Source organism: Achromobacter sp. RW408, assembly GCF_003184165.1.
GTDB classification, from domain to species: Bacteria; Pseudomonadota; Gammaproteobacteria; order Burkholderiales; family Burkholderiaceae_B; genus Achromobacter; species Achromobacter xylosoxidans.
The window spans coordinates 114,787-129,458 of the sequence record NZ_QHHO01000022.1 but is presented as its reverse complement, the minus strand read 5'-3'; the positions used below and the strand labels follow the sequence as shown (position 1 = coordinate 129,458).

Here is a 14,672-nt window from a genome sequence, read left to right as displayed (position 1 = left end):
AACCCGGATTCAAACTATGCTGCTTTCCGAACAGGCCTACCAGAAAATCGACCGAGAACTCGCCAAGTTCCCGGCCGACCAGCGGCAGTCCGCCATCATGGCCTCTCTTGCCATCGCGCAGGAAGAGAAGGGCTGGTTGGCTACCGACATCATCGAAGATGTAGCGAACTACATCGGCGTCCCGCCCATCGCGGTGCAGGAAGTCGCCACCTTCTACAACATGTTCGACGTCAAGCCCGTCGGCAAGACCAAGATCGCGGTCTGCACCAACCTGCCCTGTGCCTTGCGCGACGGCGAACGTGCGGGTGACTACCTCAAGCGCAAGCTGGGCGTGGACTATCGCGAAACCACCGCCGACGGCCAGTTCACCCTGGTCGAGGGCGAGTGCATGGGCGCCTGCGGCGATTCCCCCGTGCTGATCGTGAACAACAAGCATATGTGCGTGCGCATGACCGAAGAGAAGCTGGACGCGCTGGTCGCGGCCCTCAAGGCGCAAGGAGAGTCGGCATGAACGCGCCGGACATCTACAAGCAGTTCGCGCAGGGCCTGGAGCCCAACCCGCTGAACGACCTGTCCAATTCGATGTGCCTGCACGGCCGTCACATCAAGCCGCAGATCATGGCCGACGTCGACGGCGCCAACTGGCGCCTGGCCGACTACGTCAAGCGCGGCGGCTACGAAGCCCTGCGCAAGATCCTCACCACCGGCATGAAGCCGGAAGACGTGATCGCCGAAGTCAAGGCGTCGGGCCTGCGCGGCCGCGGCGGCGCGGGCTTCCCGACCGGCCTGAAGTGGAGCTTCATGCCGCGCGCCTTCCCGGGCCAGAAGTACCTCGTCTGCAACTCGGACGAAGGCGAACCGGGCACGTTCAAGGATCGCGACATCCTGCGCTTCAACCCGCACATCGTGATCGAAGGCATGGCGATCGCCGCCTACGCGATGGGCATCAGCGTCGGCTACAACTACATCCACGGTGAAATCTTCGAAGTCTACGAGCGCTTCGAAGAGGCCCTGGAAGAGGCGCGCGCCGCCGGTTTCCTGGGCGACAGGATCCTGGGTTCGGAATTCAACTTCCAGCTGCACGCGTTCCACGGCTATGGCGCCTACATCTGTGGCGAGGAAACCGCGCTGCTGGAATCGCTGGAAGGCAAGAAGGGCCAGCCGCGCTTCAAGCCGCCGTTCCCGGCCAGCTTCGGCCTGTACGGCAAGCCCACCACCATCAACAATACCGAAACCTTCGCGGCGGTGCCCTGGATCATCCGCAACAGCGGCCAGGCCTACCTCGAAGTCGGCAAGCCCAACAACGGCGGCACCAAGCTGTTCTCGATCACCGGCGACGTCGAGCGTCCCGGCAACTACGAGATCCCGCTGGGCACCCCGTTCTCGACCCTGCTGGAACTGGCGGGCGGCATGCGCGGCGGCAAGAAGCTCAAGGCCGTGATCCCGGGCGGTTCGAGCGCCCCGGTGCTGCCGGCCGACATCATGATGGAAACCACGATGGACTACGACGCCATCGCCAAGGCGGGTTCCATGCTGGGTTCGGGCGCCGTGATCGTCATGGACGAGACGCGCTGCATGGTCAAGTCGCTGCTGCGCCTGTCGTATTTCTATTTCGAGGAAAGCTGCGGCCAGTGCACGCCGTGCCGCGAAGGCACCGGCTGGCTGTACCGCATGGTGCACCGCATCGAAAACGGCCACGGCCGTCCGGAAGATCTGGACATGCTGGACAACGTGGCGGGCAACATCATGGGCCGCACCATCTGCGCCCTGGGTGACGCCGCCGCCATGCCCGTGCGTGGCTTCCTCAAGCATTTTCGCGACGAATTCGCGCACCACATCGAGCACAAGTCGTGTGTGGTTCCGCAATATCTGTAGGTCTCAGGAACAGCAATGGTTGAACTAACCGTCGACGGCAATACGGTAGAAGTGCCCGAGGGCAGCATGGTGATGCATGCGGCCCAGAAAGTCGGGCTTTACGTGCCGCATTTCTGCTACCACAAGAAACTGTCCATCGCGGCCAACTGCCGCATGTGCCTGGTCGAAGTGGAAAAGGCGCCCAAGGCGCTGCCCGCCTGCGCCACCCCCGTGACGAACGGCATGGTCGTGCACACCTGCTCCGAGAAGGCTCGCGCCGCTCAGAAGTCGGTGATGGAATTCTTGCTCATCAATCACCCGCTCGACTGCCCGATCTGCGATCAGGGCGGCGAATGCCAGCTGCAGGACCTGGCCGTGGGCTACGGCGGCTCTTCCTCGCGTTACCAGGAAGAAAAGCGCGTGGTGTTCCACAAGGACCTGGGCCCGCTGGTTTCCGCCGAGGAAATGAGCCGCTGCATCCACTGCACCCGCTGCGTGCGCTTCGGCCAGGAAATCGCCGGCGTCATGGAACTGGGCATGCTGGGCCGCGGCGAGCACTCCGAAATCACCTCGTTCGTGGGCCGCTCGATCGAATCCGAACTGTCGGGCAACATGATCGACATCTGTCCGGTGGGCGCGCTGACCTCCAAGCCCTTCCGCTACAGCGCCCGCACCTGGGAACTGGCCCGTCGCCGTTCGGTCAGCCCGCACGACAGCCTGGGCGCCAACCTGGTGGTCCAGGTCAAGGGCGACCGCGTCATGCGCGTGGTGCCGTTCGAGGACGAAGCCATCAACGAATGCTGGATCAGCGACCGCGACCGCTTCTCGTACGAAGGCCTGAACAGCGAAGACCGCCTGGCCGCGCCGATGATCAAGGGCGCCGACGGCAAGTGGCAGGAAGCCTCCTGGGCCGACGCCCTGGCTGCCGTGGCCCAGGGCCTGTCGCGCGTGCGTGACAGCTTTGGCGCCGGCCAGATCGGCGCCCTGGCGTCGGAATACGCCACCACCGAGGAATACGCGCTGCTGGGCCGCCTGGTCCGCGCGCTGGGTTCCGAGAACATCGATTTCCGCCTGCGCCAGACCGACCCGGCCTTCGACGCCGCGCTGACCGGCGCGCCGTGGCTGGGCATGCCCATCGCCGAACTCGACAACCTGGACCGCGTCCTGGTGGTCGGCTCGTTCCTGCGCAAGGATCACCCGCTGATGGCCCAGCGCCTGCGCCAGGCCGCCAAGCGCGGCACGCAGATCCTGATGGTCGACAGTGCCGCCGACGATCCCCTGATGCCGGTCGCCGGCCGCCTCACCGTGGCCCCGTCCGAGCTGCCGCGCGCCCTGGCCGAAGTGGCCGTGGCCCTGGCGCAAGCCAAGGAAGCCGCGGTGCCGGCCGAGTTCGCCTCGGTCACCCCGGGCGAGAACGCCAAGATCATCGCCGCCAGCCTGGCGTCGGGCGCCAACACCGCCGTGCTGATGGGCAACCTGGCCGTGGCCAGCGCCCAGGCCTCGACCCTGGCCGCCAACGGCCGCGCCGTGGCCGACCTGGCCGGCGGCAAGTTCGGTTTCCTGACCTCCGGCGGCAACACCGTCGGTGGTTACCTGGCCGGCGCCATCCCGGGCAAGGGCGGCAAGAACGCCGCCGCCATGCTGGCCGAGCCGCTCAAGGCCTACGTGGTGCTGCACGCCGAGCCGCTGCTGGATGCCGACAATGGCCAGCAAGCCATCGCCGCGCTGCGCGGCGCGCAATTCGCCGTGGCCCTGACGCCTTACCGTTCGGCCGCCGCCGAATGGGCCGACGTCATGCTGCCGGTGGCGCCGTTCACCGAAACCTCGGGCACCTTCGTCAACGCCCAGGGCCTGGCCCAGAGCTTCAAGGGCACGGTCGCGCCTTTCGTCCAGACCCGTCCGGCCTGGAAGGTCCTGCGCGTGCTGGGCAACGTCCTGCACCTGGCTGGCTTCGATGACGAAACCTCCGAGTCCGTGCGCGATGCCGCGCTGGCCGGCGGCGTCGAAGGCCGCCTGTCCAACGACATCAAGGCCCCGCTGGGCCTGGGCCAGCCCCTGACCGGGCTGGAACGCGTCGCCGACGTGCCGATCTACCGCAGCGACGCCATGGTGCGCCGCTCGGAACCGCTGCAGGCCGCGCCGGCTTCGAAGAAGCCCGCCGCCCGCATGAACGGCAACACGCTCACCAGCCTGGGCCTGACCGCCGGCGTCAAGGTCCGCGTGACGGGCGGGCAGGGCGCTGTCGAGCTCGAAACCGTGCAGGACGACGCCGTGGCCGATCGCGCCGTGCGCATCGCCGCAGCCTTTGAAAATACCGCAGCCCTGGGTGGCGCATTTGGTCAACTCAGCGTGGAGCGTGCCTGATGGAATGGCTCAATGTTCTTGAAAGCCACGGAACGGCATTGCTCGGTCCGACGGTCTGGATGGTTCTCTGGACGATCATCAAGATCGTGGTCATCGCCGTGCCCATCATCCTGTGCGTCGCCTACCTGACGTACTGGGAGCGCAAGATGATCGGCGCCATGCACGTGCGCATGGGCCCGAACCGCGTCGGTTTCAAGGGGCTGCTGCAGCCGTTCGCCGACGTGTTCAAGCTGCTGACCAAGGAAGTCGTGGTCCCCAGCCAGGCCAACAAGGTGCTGTTCGTCGTGGCTCCCGTGGTCACGCTGATGCCGGCCCTGGCCGCCTGGGCGGTGGTGCCGTTCGGCCCCGACGTGGTCCTGGCCAACGTCAACGCCGGCCTGCTGTACATCATGGCCATCACGTCGATCGGCGTGTACGGCGTGATCGTCGCCGGCTGGGCCTCGAACTCGAAGTACGCGTTCCTGGGCGCGCTGCGCGCCTCGGCCCAGATGCTGTCGTACGAACTGGCCATCGGCTTCGTGCTGGTGACGGTGCTGCTGGTGTCCGGCAGCCTGAACATGTCCGAGATCGTGCATGTGCAGAACCGCGGCTGGTTCGCCGACAAGGGCCTGACGTTCCTGTCCTGGAACTGGCTGCCGCTGCTGCCGCTGTTCGTGATCTACGTGATCTCGGCCGTGGCCGAAACCAACCGCCACCCGTTCGACGTGGTGGAAGGCGAATCGGAAATCGTGGCCGGCCACATGGTCGAATACTCGGGCATGGCCTTCGCGCTGTTCTTCCTGGGCGAATACGCCAACATGATCCTGCTGTCGTGCATGGCCTCGATCATGTTCCTGGGGGGCTGGGCGTCGCCGATCGACATCGCGCCGCTGACCTGGATCCCGGGTTGGATCTGGCTCGGTCTCAAGACGTTCGTCGTGGTTTCGTTGTTCGTGTGGTTCCGCGCGTCGTTCCCGCGTTACCGCTACGACCAGATCATGCGTTTGGGCTGGAAGATCTTCATCCCGCTGACCGGTGTTTGGCTGGTCATTGTGGCGATCTGGATGCAGACGCCCTGGAACATTTGGCGCTAAGCCGCCAGGCAGAGGCAGGATATGGAAGCGATCAAAGATTTCTTCGGCAGCTTGATGCTGGCCGAACTGCTCAAGGGCATGCGCCTGACGGGCAAGTATTTCTTCAAGCGCAAGGTGACCTTGCGCTACCCGCAGGAAAAGACGCCGACCTCGGCGCGTTTCCGCGGCCTGCACGCGCTGCGCCGCTACCCCAATGGGGAAGAGCGCTGCATCGCGTGCAAACTGTGTGAAGCCGTGTGCCCCGCGCTGGCCATCACCATCGAGTCGGACCAGCGTGACGACGGCACCCGCCGCACCACGCGCTACGACATCGACCTGACCAAGTGCATTTTCTGCGGCTTCTGTGAGGAAAGCTGCCCCGTGGACTCGATCGTGGAAACGCACATCCACGAATACCACGGCGAAAAGCGCGGCGACCTGTATTTCACCAAAGACATGCTGCTCGCCGTGGGCGACCGCTACGAAGCCGAAATCGCCCGCCGCCGGGCCGAAGACGCTCCCTACCGTTGAGCCCAGGGTCCTGATCCATGACTTTTACCACTGTCCTGTTTTACATACTGGCCGCCGTGCTGGTGATCGCGGCGTTCCGCGTGATCACCGCGCGCAGCCCGGTCACCGCCGTCCTGCACCTGATCCTGGCGTTCGCCAACGCGGCCATGCTGTGGATGCTGCTGGGCGCCGAGTTCCTCGCGCTGCTGCTGGTGCTGGTGTACGTGGGCGCCGTGATGGTGCTGTTCCTGTTCGTCGTCATGATGCTCGACATCCGCATGGATGCGCTGCGCCAGGGCATGAAGACCTACCTGCCGCTGGGCCTGGTGATCGGCCTGGTGATGGTGCTGGAAATGGCCTTCGTGCTGGGTTCGACCTGGTACGGCGCGGGCCCGCAGGCCCCGGTCGCCGGCGACTACAACAATGCCCGCGCCCTCGGTGAAGCGATGTACACGCACTACATCTACGCCATCGAAGTCGGCGCCGCGCTGCTGCTGGTCGGCATGGTCGCCGCCATCGCGCTGACCCTGCGCCGCCGCCGCGACGTCAAGTACAACGACCCGGTCGCCGCCGTCCGCGTGCGCTCGAAGGACCGCTTCCGCATGGTGAGCATGCCCGCCCAGAGCGAGCGCGCCCAGGCCCAGAACGGCACCGCCGCGCCCGCCGCGCCCCAAGGAGAAAAACAATGACGCTGACGCTGGCCCATTACCTGATCCTGGGGGCGATCCTGTTCGCCATCGGGATCTTCGGCATCTTCCTGAACCGCCGCAACCTGATCATCCTGTTGATGTCCATCGAGCTGGTGCTCCTGGCCGTCAACATGAACTTCGTGGCGTTCTCCAGCTGGTTCGGCGACACCGCCGGCCAGGTGTTCGTGTTCTTCATCCTGACCGTGGCCGCCGCCGAAGCGGCGATCGGCCTGGCCATTTTGGTGCTGCTGTTCCGCAACCTGAACACGATCAACGTTGACGAACTCGATCGCCTGAAGGGCTGACGGGGTATTGGAAGAAAATGTCTAGCTCACCCAATCTCTACCTGCTCATCGCGCTGGCGCCGCTGGCCGGAGCAATCCTCGCGGGCCTTTTCGGCACCGGGTTCCTGGGCCGTCCGATCGGCCGTCGCGCCTCGCACGTCATCACCATCCTGGGCGTGCTCATCTCCGCCATCGGTTCGGTGGTGGTGCTGGGCGACGTGCTCAACGGCCTGCGCTTCGACGGCGCGGTCTACACCTGGAGCCTGATCGGCCAGACCAAGCTGGAAATCGGCTTCCTGATCGATCCGCTGTCGGCCATGATGATGGTCGTGGTGACCTCGGTGTCGCTGATGGTGCACATCTACACCATCGGCTACATGGCCGACGATCCCGGTTACCAGCGCTTCTTCTCGTACATCTCGCTGTTCACGTTCTCCATGCTGATGCTGGTGATGTCGAACAACATGGTGCAGCTGTTCTTCGGCTGGGAAGCGGTGGGCCTGGTGTCGTACCTGCTGATCGGTTTCTGGTACACCCGCCCGACCGCGATCTTCGCCAACATGAAGGCGTTCCTGATCAACCGCGTCGGCGACTTCGGCTTCGTCCTCGGCATCGGCCTGCTGTTCGCCTACGCCGGCACCATGCACTACGGTGAAGTGTTCGCCCAGGCCGACAAGCTGTCCAAGCTGACGCTGCCCGGTTCGGACTGGATGCTGCTGACCGTGGCCTGCATCTGCCTGTTCATCGGCGCCATGGGCAAGTCGGCGCAGGTGCCCCTGCACGCCTGGCTGCCCGACTCGATGGAAGGCCCGACCCCGATCTCCGCGCTGATCCACGCCGCCACCATGGTGACGGCCGGCATCTTCATGGTCGCGCGTTTCTCGCCGCTGTTCGAGCTGTCGGACACCGCGCTGTCGTTCATCATCGTGATCGGCGCCATCGGCGCGCTGTTCCTGGGCATCCTGGGCATCATCCAGAACGACATCAAGCGCGTGGTGGCGTATTCGACGCTGTCGCAGCTGGGCTACATGACCGTCGCGCTGGGCGCCTCGGCCTACTCGGTGGCGATCTTCCACCTGATGACGCACGCGTTCTTCAAGGCGCTGCTGTTCCTGGGCGCGGGCTCGGTCATCATCGGCATGCACCATGACCAGGACATCCGCAACATGGGCGGCCTGCGCAAGTACATGCCCATCACCTGGATCACCTTCCTCTTGGGCACGCTGGCCCTGGTCGGCACGCCGTTCTTCTCGGGTTTCTACTCGAAGGAACACATCATCGAAGCGGCCGGCGCCGCCCACGTCTGGGGCGCCAGCTTCGCCTACTACGCCACGCTGATCGGCGTGTTCGTGACCTCGCTGTACTCGTTCCGCGTGTACTTCCTGGTCTTCCACGGCAAGGAACGCTTCGACACCAGCGACCACGGTCATGGCCACGGCCACGACGCGCACGGCCATGACGACCACGGCCACGACGACCATGGCCACCACGGCGGCAAGCCGCACGAGTCTCCCTGGGTCGTGACCCTGCCGCTGATCCTGCTGGCGATCCCGTCGGTGCTGATCGGCGCCTGGGCGGTGGATCCGATGCTGTTCGGCAAGTTCTTCAACGGCGTGATCACGGTGCTGCCGCAGCATCCCGCCATGCACGAACTGCATGAAGAATGGCACGGCTGGGTCGCCTTCGGCCTGCACGCCTTCCAGACCCTGCCGTTCTGGCTGGTCGTGGCCGGCGCGGTCATCGCCTGGTACTGCTACCTGATCAACCCGAAGGTCCCGGCCGCGATCAAGTCGAGCCTGTCGGGCGTCAACAAGGTGCTTGAGAACAAGTACTACGTCGACTGGGTCAACGAGCAGATCATCGCCCGCGGCCTGCGCTGCCTGGGTCGTGGCCTGTGGCAGACCGGCGACCGCGGCATCATCGACGGCCTGCTGATCAACGGCAGCGCCCGCGTGGTGGGCTGGGTGTCGGCGATCAGCCGCCACCTGCAGTCCGGCTTCATCTATCACTACGCGTTCGCGATGATCATCGGCATCATGGCGCTGGTGACTTTCTTTGTGCTGATTCCCCAATGATGGCAAGCGAGATGGCATCCAACACTTTCCCCTGGCTCACGCTTGCGATCTTTGTCCCGATCGTATTCGGCCTGCTGGTGCTGGCGGTGGGCCGTGACGACCGTCCCGGCCTGACGCGCGGCCTGTCGCTGATCGGCTCGATCGCCGGCTTCCTCGTCACGATCCCGCTGTACACCGGGTTCGACTCCAAGACGGCTGCCATGCAGTTCGTCGAGAAGACCTCCTGGATCGAAGCCTTCAACGTCAACTACCACCTGGGCGTGGACGGCATTTCGCTGTGGTTCGTGCTCCTGACCGCGTTCATCACCATCATCGTGGTGCTGGCCGGCTGGGAAGTCATCACCAGCCGCGTGTCGCAGTACATGGCCGCCTTCCTGATCCTGTCGGGTCTGATGGTGGGCGTGTTCTGCGCGCTGGACGGCATGCTGTTCTACGTGTTCTTCGAAGCCACGCTGATCCCGATGTACATCATCATCGGCGTCTGGGGCGGACCGAACCGGGTGTACGCGGCCTTCAAGTTCTTCCTCTACACCCTGATGGGCTCGCTGCTGACGCTGGTGGCGTTCGTCTACCTGTGGAATGCCTCGGGCGGTTCGTTCGACATCCTGACCTGGCAGCAGACCAAGCTGGGCTACACCCCGCAGATCCTGATCTTCGTGGCGCTGCTGGCGGCCTTCGCGGTCAAGGTGCCGATGTGGCCGGTGCACACCTGGCTGCCGGACGCCCACGTCGAGGCGCCCACCGGCGGCTCCATCGTGCTGGCCGCGATCATGCTGAAGCTGGGCGCCTACGGTTTCCTGCGCTTCTCGCTGCCGATCGCGCCCGACGCCTCGCACAGCCTGGCCGGCCTGATGATCACGCTGTCGCTGATCGCCGTGATCTACATCGGCCTGGTGGCGATCGTGCAGGACGACATGAAGAAGCTGGTGGCCTATTCGTCGGTCGCCCACATGGGCTTCGTCACCCTGGGTTTCTTCATCTTCAACACGGCCGGCGTCGAAGGCGCCATCGTGCAGATGATCTCCCACGGCTTCGTCTCGGGCGCCATGTTCATGTGTATCGGCGTGCTCTATGACCGCATGCACTCGCGCCGCATCGCCGACTACGGCGGCGTGGTCAACGTGATGCCGCGCTTCGCCACCTTCTTCATCCTGTTCTCGATGGCCAACAGCGGCCTGCCGGCCACCAGCGGTTTCGTCGGCGAGTTCATGGTGATCATGGGCGCGGTCGAGCACAACTTCTGGATCGGCCTGCTGGCGGCCACCGCGCTGATCCTGGGCGCTTCGTATTCGCTGTGGATGGTCAAGCGCGTGGTCCTGGGCGACGTCGCCAACGACCACGTCCGCGAGCTGACCGATATCAACCGCCGCGAATTCGTGATTCTTGGCGTGATGGCGATCGCCGTGCTGTACATGGGGATCTATCCCAAGCCCTTCACCGACGTGATGCACGTGTCGGTCGAGGCCCTGCTGCAACACGTTGCCGTCTCGAAACTGTAAGACAAGACAATGATGCAATCCCAAATCGATTTCGCCCTGGCGACACCGGAAATCCTCCTGCTGGTTTTCGGCCTGGCTATCCTGCTCGTCGACGCGGTCAGCAATCACCCCGAGCGCAAGCCGACGTTCCTGCTGACCATGCTGGCGCTGGGCGTGCTGACCGTGGTGTCGGCGCTGCAGTGGAAGAACGGCGTCACGGGTTCGACCTTCAACGGCCTGTACGTCACCGACGAGCTGTCGCACCTGCTCAAGATCGCCTCGTACATCGCGGTGGCGGTCACGCTGGTCTACGGCCGCGTCTACGCCCAGCTGCGCGACATGATGCGCGGCGGCGAACTGTACGTGCTGACGCTGTTCGCCCTGCTGGGCCAGATGGTGATGATCTCGTCGGGCAACCTGATCTCGATCTACCTGGGCCTGGAGCTGATGTCGCTGGCGCTGTACGCGCTGATCGCGCTGCGTCGCGACAACGTCGTCGCCACCGAAGCCGCCATGAAGTACTTCGTGCTGGGCGCGCTGGCCTCGGGCTTCCTGCTGTACGGCATGTCGATGGTCTACGGCGCCACCGGTCACCTGGACCTGGCCGAAGTCTCCAAGGTCATCGCCGCCGGCAAGGCCGAGAAGCTGGCCCTGGTGTTCGGCATTGTGTTCCTGGTTTCGGGCCTGGCGTTCAAGCTCGGCGCCGTGCCGTTCCACATGTGGGTGCCGGACGTCTACCAGGGTTCGCCGACCGCGGTCACGCTGATCCTGGGCGGCGCGCCCAAGCTGGCGGCCTTCGCCATCACGCTGCGCCTGCTGGTCGACGGCCTGCACGGCCTGGCGGCCGACTGGCAGCCGATGCTGATGATCCTGGCGGTGCTGTCGCTGGCCATCGGCAACCTGACCGCCATCGCGCAGACCAACTTCAAGCGCATGCTGGCCTACTCGACCATCTCGCACATGGGCTTCGTGCTGCTGGGCCTGATGTCGGGCTCGGTGGCCGGCAAGCCGGAACTGGCGTCCGCCGCCTACGGCGCGTCGCTGTTCTACATGCTGACCTACGTGCTGACCACGCTGGCCAGCTTCGGCATCGTGCTGCTGCTGTCGCGCCAGGGTTTCGAGTGCGAGCACATCGACGACCTGAAGGGCCTGAACCGCCGCAGCCCGTGGCATGCCGCCATCGTGCTGCTGCTGATGTTCTCCCTGGCCGGCATCCCGCCGCTGGTGGGCTTCTACGCCAAGCTGGCGGTGCTGCAGGCGCTGGTCAGCGCCGGCCACGTCACGCTGGCCGTGATCGCGGTGCTGTTCTCGCTGATCGGCGCGTTCTACTACCTGCGCGTGGTCAAGGTCGTGTACTTCGACGAGCCGGCGGCCGATGCCGCCCCGATGTCGGCCACCTGCGGCCAACGCGGCGTGCTGTCGGTCAATGGCCTGCTGATCCTGGTGCTGGGCCTGTTGCCCGGCGGCCTGATGGCCCTGTGCGTGCAGGCCATCCGCAGCTCGCTCAGCCTGTAAGCGGAACGGGCCATGAACCAGACCCTGGCGGTATGGCTCCTGATCGCGCTGGCCCTGGTCAGCGCGAACCTGCCTTTCCTGACGGAGCGCGTGTTCGCCGTGCTGCCGTGGAAGCAGGGCGGAGCCGAGGCCGTCAAGCCGTTCTGGATGCGCCTGGTCGAAGTACTGGTGTTCTACCTGATCGTGGGCGCCCTGGGCTTCACGTTCGAGTCCGTGCTGGGCAATCGCTTCGCGCAGACCTGGGAGTTCTACGCCATCACGTTGAGCCTGTACCTGGTGCTGGCTTATCCGGGATTCGTGTATCGCTATCTCTTCAAGCGCCATCCCCGCCTGCGGACCTGAACCGCTCGCCACGCCTTCGCAGTACCTGCAAAACGCCCCGCAAGGGGCGTTTTGCTTATGCGTGCCAGTGTTGCCGTCGATTGCCGTTTTCGTGGCGAAATGGCATCACACCACGCCACTCTCGCGTTACCGCGTCCGATTTCCGGGCACGGCCTGAACTCGATCAGCTTTCCAATACAGAATCGCAACCTGTCATAAACAGGAATGCTTGTCATTCATGTTCTGGAGGTTGATGGTGAAGCACGAAGACTCGTATGCATTGAATACCCTGGCCAGTTCGCTGGCTGCCGCGGTGGCGGTTCCCGCACTGTTCATCGGCCCCTATGCGCTGGCACAGTCCGGCGCCCATGGCGTCACGCAGCTGGCGCCGGTGGAAGTGGAGGGCGAGGATTCGCCCTACCAGCCCGATGCCGCGCAGTCGCCCAAGATGACCGCGCCGCTGCTGGACACGCCGCGTTCGGTGCAGGTGGTGCCCAAGCAGGTCATGTCCGACCAGTCCGCCAGCTCCTTGCAGGACGTGCTGCAGAACTCGCCGGGTATCACCTTCGCTGCTGGCGAAGGCGGGCGCGCCGGCGGCGACCTGCCCGTCATCCGCGGCCAGAATGCCGCCAGCAGCCTGTTCCTGGACGGAATGCGCGATGCCAGCATGCAGGCGCGCGACACCTTCAACCTGGAACAGGTCGAGATCATCAAGGGGCCCGATTCGGTCTATTCCGGCCGCGGCGGGGCGGGCGGCAGCATCAACCTCGTCAGCAAGGCGCCCAAGGCCAAGGATGCCATCGAGGTCACGGGCCAGATCGGCACCGACCGCAACTACCGGGGAAGCGTCGACAGCAACTGGCGGCTGGGCGAAAAATCCGCTTTCCGCCTGAATGTCATGGGCACCAAGGGTGACGTGCCGGGCCGCGACAGGGCGGTGAATTTCGAGCGATGGGGCGTGGCGCCGTCGCTGATGCTGGGGATGGGCACGCCGACCCGCATCACGCTGAGCTACTACCACTACCAGAACGACAGCATGCCGGACTACTCCATCCCCTACGACCCGCGAGTGGGTCTGCCGGTCACGGAGACCCTGGGGATCAGCCGCAAGAACTTCTACGGCCTGGCCGAACGCGACTTCATGAAGACGCGCGATGGCATGGCCACCGTCGATTTCCAGCACGATTTCTCCGACAAGCTCACGTTGCGCAACGTGGTTCGATATGGCCGCGAAACCGCCGATTACCTCGCCACCCAGCCCGACCTCACGCTCGCAAACCTGCCCGCGGGGATCGTGGACAGGCCGGCCTACGGCAGGTACTACACCACCAAGGCATTCGCGAACCAGACCGACCTGAGCGGCGAGTTCCTGACCGGCGCCGTCAAGCACGGGTTCGACCTGGGCTTCGAGTACACCAGCGTGAAGCAGACCATGGCCTATACCAACGACCAGGTCCTGTCTTCGGATGGCGTCACCAAATGCCCGGCCGATCTGACGCAGACCTCGTTGCGCAATCCCGATCCGAACGTGGCCTACCCTTGCCGCACCGCCCGCAGCTGGCCGGCTCCCTACGCCACCGACACCCTGGCGCTGTACGGCTTCGACACCCTCAAGTTCGACGAACAATGGCAGGCCAGCGTCGGCTTGCGCTGGGACAATTACCGCACCAGCGGCCACGACAAGAAAAAGCAGGGCTACAGCCGCACCGACAATCTGTTCAACTACCAGTTGGGCCTGGCCTACAAGCCCGTGCCCCAAGGCACGATCTATGCGTCCTATGGCACGTCGTCCACGCCGTCCGCGGTGGCGGGTGCCACGGCTTCCGACATTCTCAGGAAAAGCTCGGACGAGGCGGCGGCGCCGGAAAAAAGCCGTTCGGTCGAGGCGGGCGTCAAGTGGCTGGTCCTGGATGAACGCCTGACGCTGACGGGCGCGGTGTTCCAGGATACGCGCAGGAACACCAACATCGAGGTGTTGCCGAACGAATACGAGCAGGCGGGCCAGACCCGCGTGCGCGGCATCGAACTGGGCTTCTCCGGTTCCATCACGCCGGCATGGAACATCTATGGCGGCTATACCTTCCTGGACAGCAAGCTGATCCGGGGCGGACGCAAGGACATCGGCGCCGAGGGCCAGGATCTGCCGAACACGCCGCGCAATGCGTTCAGCCTGTGGTCCACCTACAAGGTGCTGCCTGAACTGACGTTGGGCGGCGGCGCCTACTATGTCGACAAGGTCTACGGCAACGCCGACGCGGGCGTCGATGCCAGCGGTGCGCCCAAGGCGCGCTGGGTGCCGTCGTACTGGCGCTTCGATGCGATGGCCAAGTACAAGTTCAGCTCCCACCTGGCGTTGCAGCTCAATGTCCTGAACGTGTTCGACCAGACTTTCTACACCCGGGCCAGGCCGAAGAACCACGCCGCGCTCGGCACGGGCAGGGCGGCGCTGCTGTCCGTGAGACTGCGCTACTGAGCGGTATGCAGACCGGGCGGCCACCTTGCGGTGGCCGCCCTTCTCTGCGGATCCGCC

Annotated in this window: 12 protein-coding genes; all 12 read left to right on the top strand. The window is 64.9% G+C overall.

What is annotated here, in order from left to right; all coding sequences use genetic code 11:
- Nucleotides 1–16: 16 nt before the first annotated feature.
- The 12 genes from nuoE to DK459_RS02785 all read left to right on the top strand — a co-directional run bounded on the left by nuoE (nucleotide 17) and on the right by DK459_RS02785 (nucleotide 14,615).
- Nucleotides 17–511 carry an NADH-quinone oxidoreductase subunit NuoE gene (nuoE, locus tag DK459_RS02840; RefSeq protein ID WP_006389212.1) on the top strand — a complete coding sequence of 165 codons (495 nt, stop codon included), beginning with the start codon at nucleotides 17–19 and terminating at the stop codon, nucleotides 509–511.
- Nucleotides 508–1,875 carry an NADH-quinone oxidoreductase subunit NuoF gene (gene nuoF / locus DK459_RS02835; protein ID WP_006389213.1) on the top strand — a complete coding sequence of 456 codons (1,368 nt, stop codon included), beginning with the start codon at nucleotides 508–510 and terminating at the stop codon, nucleotides 1,873–1,875. Before nuoE ends, nuoF begins: the two co-directional genes overlap by 4 nt.
- A gap of 15 nt (nucleotides 1,876–1,890) precedes the next feature.
- Nucleotides 1,891–4,218, top strand: a complete 2,328-nt coding sequence (gene nuoG, locus DK459_RS02830; protein WP_024068074.1) for an NADH-quinone oxidoreductase subunit NuoG — start codon at nucleotides 1,891–1,893, stop codon at nucleotides 4,216–4,218.
- Nucleotides 4,218–5,291, top strand: coding sequence for an NADH-quinone oxidoreductase subunit NuoH (gene nuoH, locus DK459_RS02825; RefSeq protein WP_006389215.1), 1,074 nt, complete (start codon nucleotides 4,218–4,220; stop codon nucleotides 5,289–5,291). Before nuoG ends, nuoH begins: the two co-directional genes overlap by 1 nt.
- A gap of 21 nt (nucleotides 5,292–5,312) precedes the next feature.
- A complete protein-coding gene (gene nuoI, locus DK459_RS02820; protein WP_006389216.1) occupies nucleotides 5,313–5,801 on the top strand; it encodes an NADH-quinone oxidoreductase subunit NuoI in 489 nt (162 codons plus the stop codon).
- 17 nt (nucleotides 5,802–5,818) lie between these two features.
- On the top strand, nucleotides 5,819–6,469 hold the full coding sequence (locus tag DK459_RS02815; RefSeq protein WP_006389218.1) for an NADH-quinone oxidoreductase subunit J: 651 nt from the start codon (nucleotides 5,819–5,821) through the stop codon (nucleotides 6,467–6,469).
- The gene (gene nuoK, locus DK459_RS02810; protein ID WP_006217969.1) at nucleotides 6,466–6,774 is read left to right on the top strand and encodes an NADH-quinone oxidoreductase subunit NuoK; all 309 of its coding nucleotides are present in this window, start codon (nucleotides 6,466–6,468) and stop codon (nucleotides 6,772–6,774) included. The genes DK459_RS02815 and nuoK overlap by 4 nt, the downstream gene beginning before the upstream one ends.
- 17 nt (nucleotides 6,775–6,791) lie before the next feature.
- Nucleotides 6,792–8,828 carry an NADH-quinone oxidoreductase subunit L gene (nuoL, locus tag DK459_RS02805; protein WP_006389219.1) on the top strand — a complete coding sequence of 679 codons (2,037 nt, stop codon included), beginning with the start codon at nucleotides 6,792–6,794 and terminating at the stop codon, nucleotides 8,826–8,828.
- Nucleotides 8,825–10,327 carry an NADH-quinone oxidoreductase subunit M gene (locus tag DK459_RS02800; RefSeq protein WP_020924741.1) on the top strand — a complete coding sequence of 501 codons (1,503 nt, stop codon included), beginning with the start codon at nucleotides 8,825–8,827 and terminating at the stop codon, nucleotides 10,325–10,327. Before nuoL ends, DK459_RS02800 begins: the two co-directional genes overlap by 4 nt.
- Nucleotides 10,328–10,336: 9 nt before the next feature.
- Nucleotides 10,337–11,821, top strand: a complete 1,485-nt coding sequence (nuoN, locus tag DK459_RS02795; RefSeq protein WP_006389222.1) for an NADH-quinone oxidoreductase subunit NuoN — start codon at nucleotides 10,337–10,339, stop codon at nucleotides 11,819–11,821.
- A 12-nt stretch (nucleotides 11,822–11,833) separates the two neighbouring features.
- The gene (locus DK459_RS02790) at nucleotides 11,834–12,163 is read left to right on the top strand and encodes a DUF2818 family protein (protein ID WP_024068076.1); all 330 of its coding nucleotides are present in this window, start codon (nucleotides 11,834–11,836) and stop codon (nucleotides 12,161–12,163) included.
- Between the two features lie 217 nt (nucleotides 12,164–12,380).
- Complete coding sequence (locus DK459_RS02785; RefSeq protein ID WP_233256748.1) at nucleotides 12,381–14,615, top strand: TonB-dependent siderophore receptor; 2,235 nt, start codon at nucleotides 12,381–12,383, stop codon at nucleotides 14,613–14,615.
- Nucleotides 14,616–14,672: the final 57 nt, after the last annotated feature.

What these genes read in the sequence shown, in the direction of transcription:
- nuoE (WP_006389212.1), top strand. Translation starts at nt 17, where the DNA reads ATGCTGCTTTCCGAACAGGCCTACCAGAAAATCGACCGAGAACTCGCC.
- nuoF (WP_006389213.1), top strand. Translation starts at nt 508, where the DNA reads ATGAACGCGCCGGACATCTACAAGCAGTTCGCGCAGGGCCTGGAGCCC.
- nuoG (WP_024068074.1), top strand. Translation starts at nt 1,891, where the DNA reads ATGGTTGAACTAACCGTCGACGGCAATACGGTAGAAGTGCCCGAGGGC.
- nuoH (WP_006389215.1), top strand. Translation starts at nt 4,218, where the DNA reads ATGGAATGGCTCAATGTTCTTGAAAGCCACGGAACGGCATTGCTCGGT.
- nuoI (WP_006389216.1), top strand. Translation starts at nt 5,313, where the DNA reads ATGGAAGCGATCAAAGATTTCTTCGGCAGCTTGATGCTGGCCGAACTG.
- DK459_RS02815 (WP_006389218.1), top strand. Translation starts at nt 5,819, where the DNA reads ATGACTTTTACCACTGTCCTGTTTTACATACTGGCCGCCGTGCTGGTG.
- nuoK (WP_006217969.1), top strand. Translation starts at nt 6,466, where the DNA reads ATGACGCTGACGCTGGCCCATTACCTGATCCTGGGGGCGATCCTGTTC.
- nuoL (WP_006389219.1), top strand. Translation starts at nt 6,792, where the DNA reads ATGTCTAGCTCACCCAATCTCTACCTGCTCATCGCGCTGGCGCCGCTG.
- DK459_RS02800 (WP_020924741.1), top strand. Translation starts at nt 8,825, where the DNA reads ATGATGGCAAGCGAGATGGCATCCAACACTTTCCCCTGGCTCACGCTT.
- nuoN (WP_006389222.1), top strand. Translation starts at nt 10,337, where the DNA reads ATGATGCAATCCCAAATCGATTTCGCCCTGGCGACACCGGAAATCCTC.
- DK459_RS02790 (WP_024068076.1), top strand. Translation starts at nt 11,834, where the DNA reads ATGAACCAGACCCTGGCGGTATGGCTCCTGATCGCGCTGGCCCTGGTC.
- DK459_RS02785 (WP_233256748.1), top strand. Translation starts at nt 12,381, where the DNA reads ATGTTCTGGAGGTTGATGGTGAAGCACGAAGACTCGTATGCATTGAAT.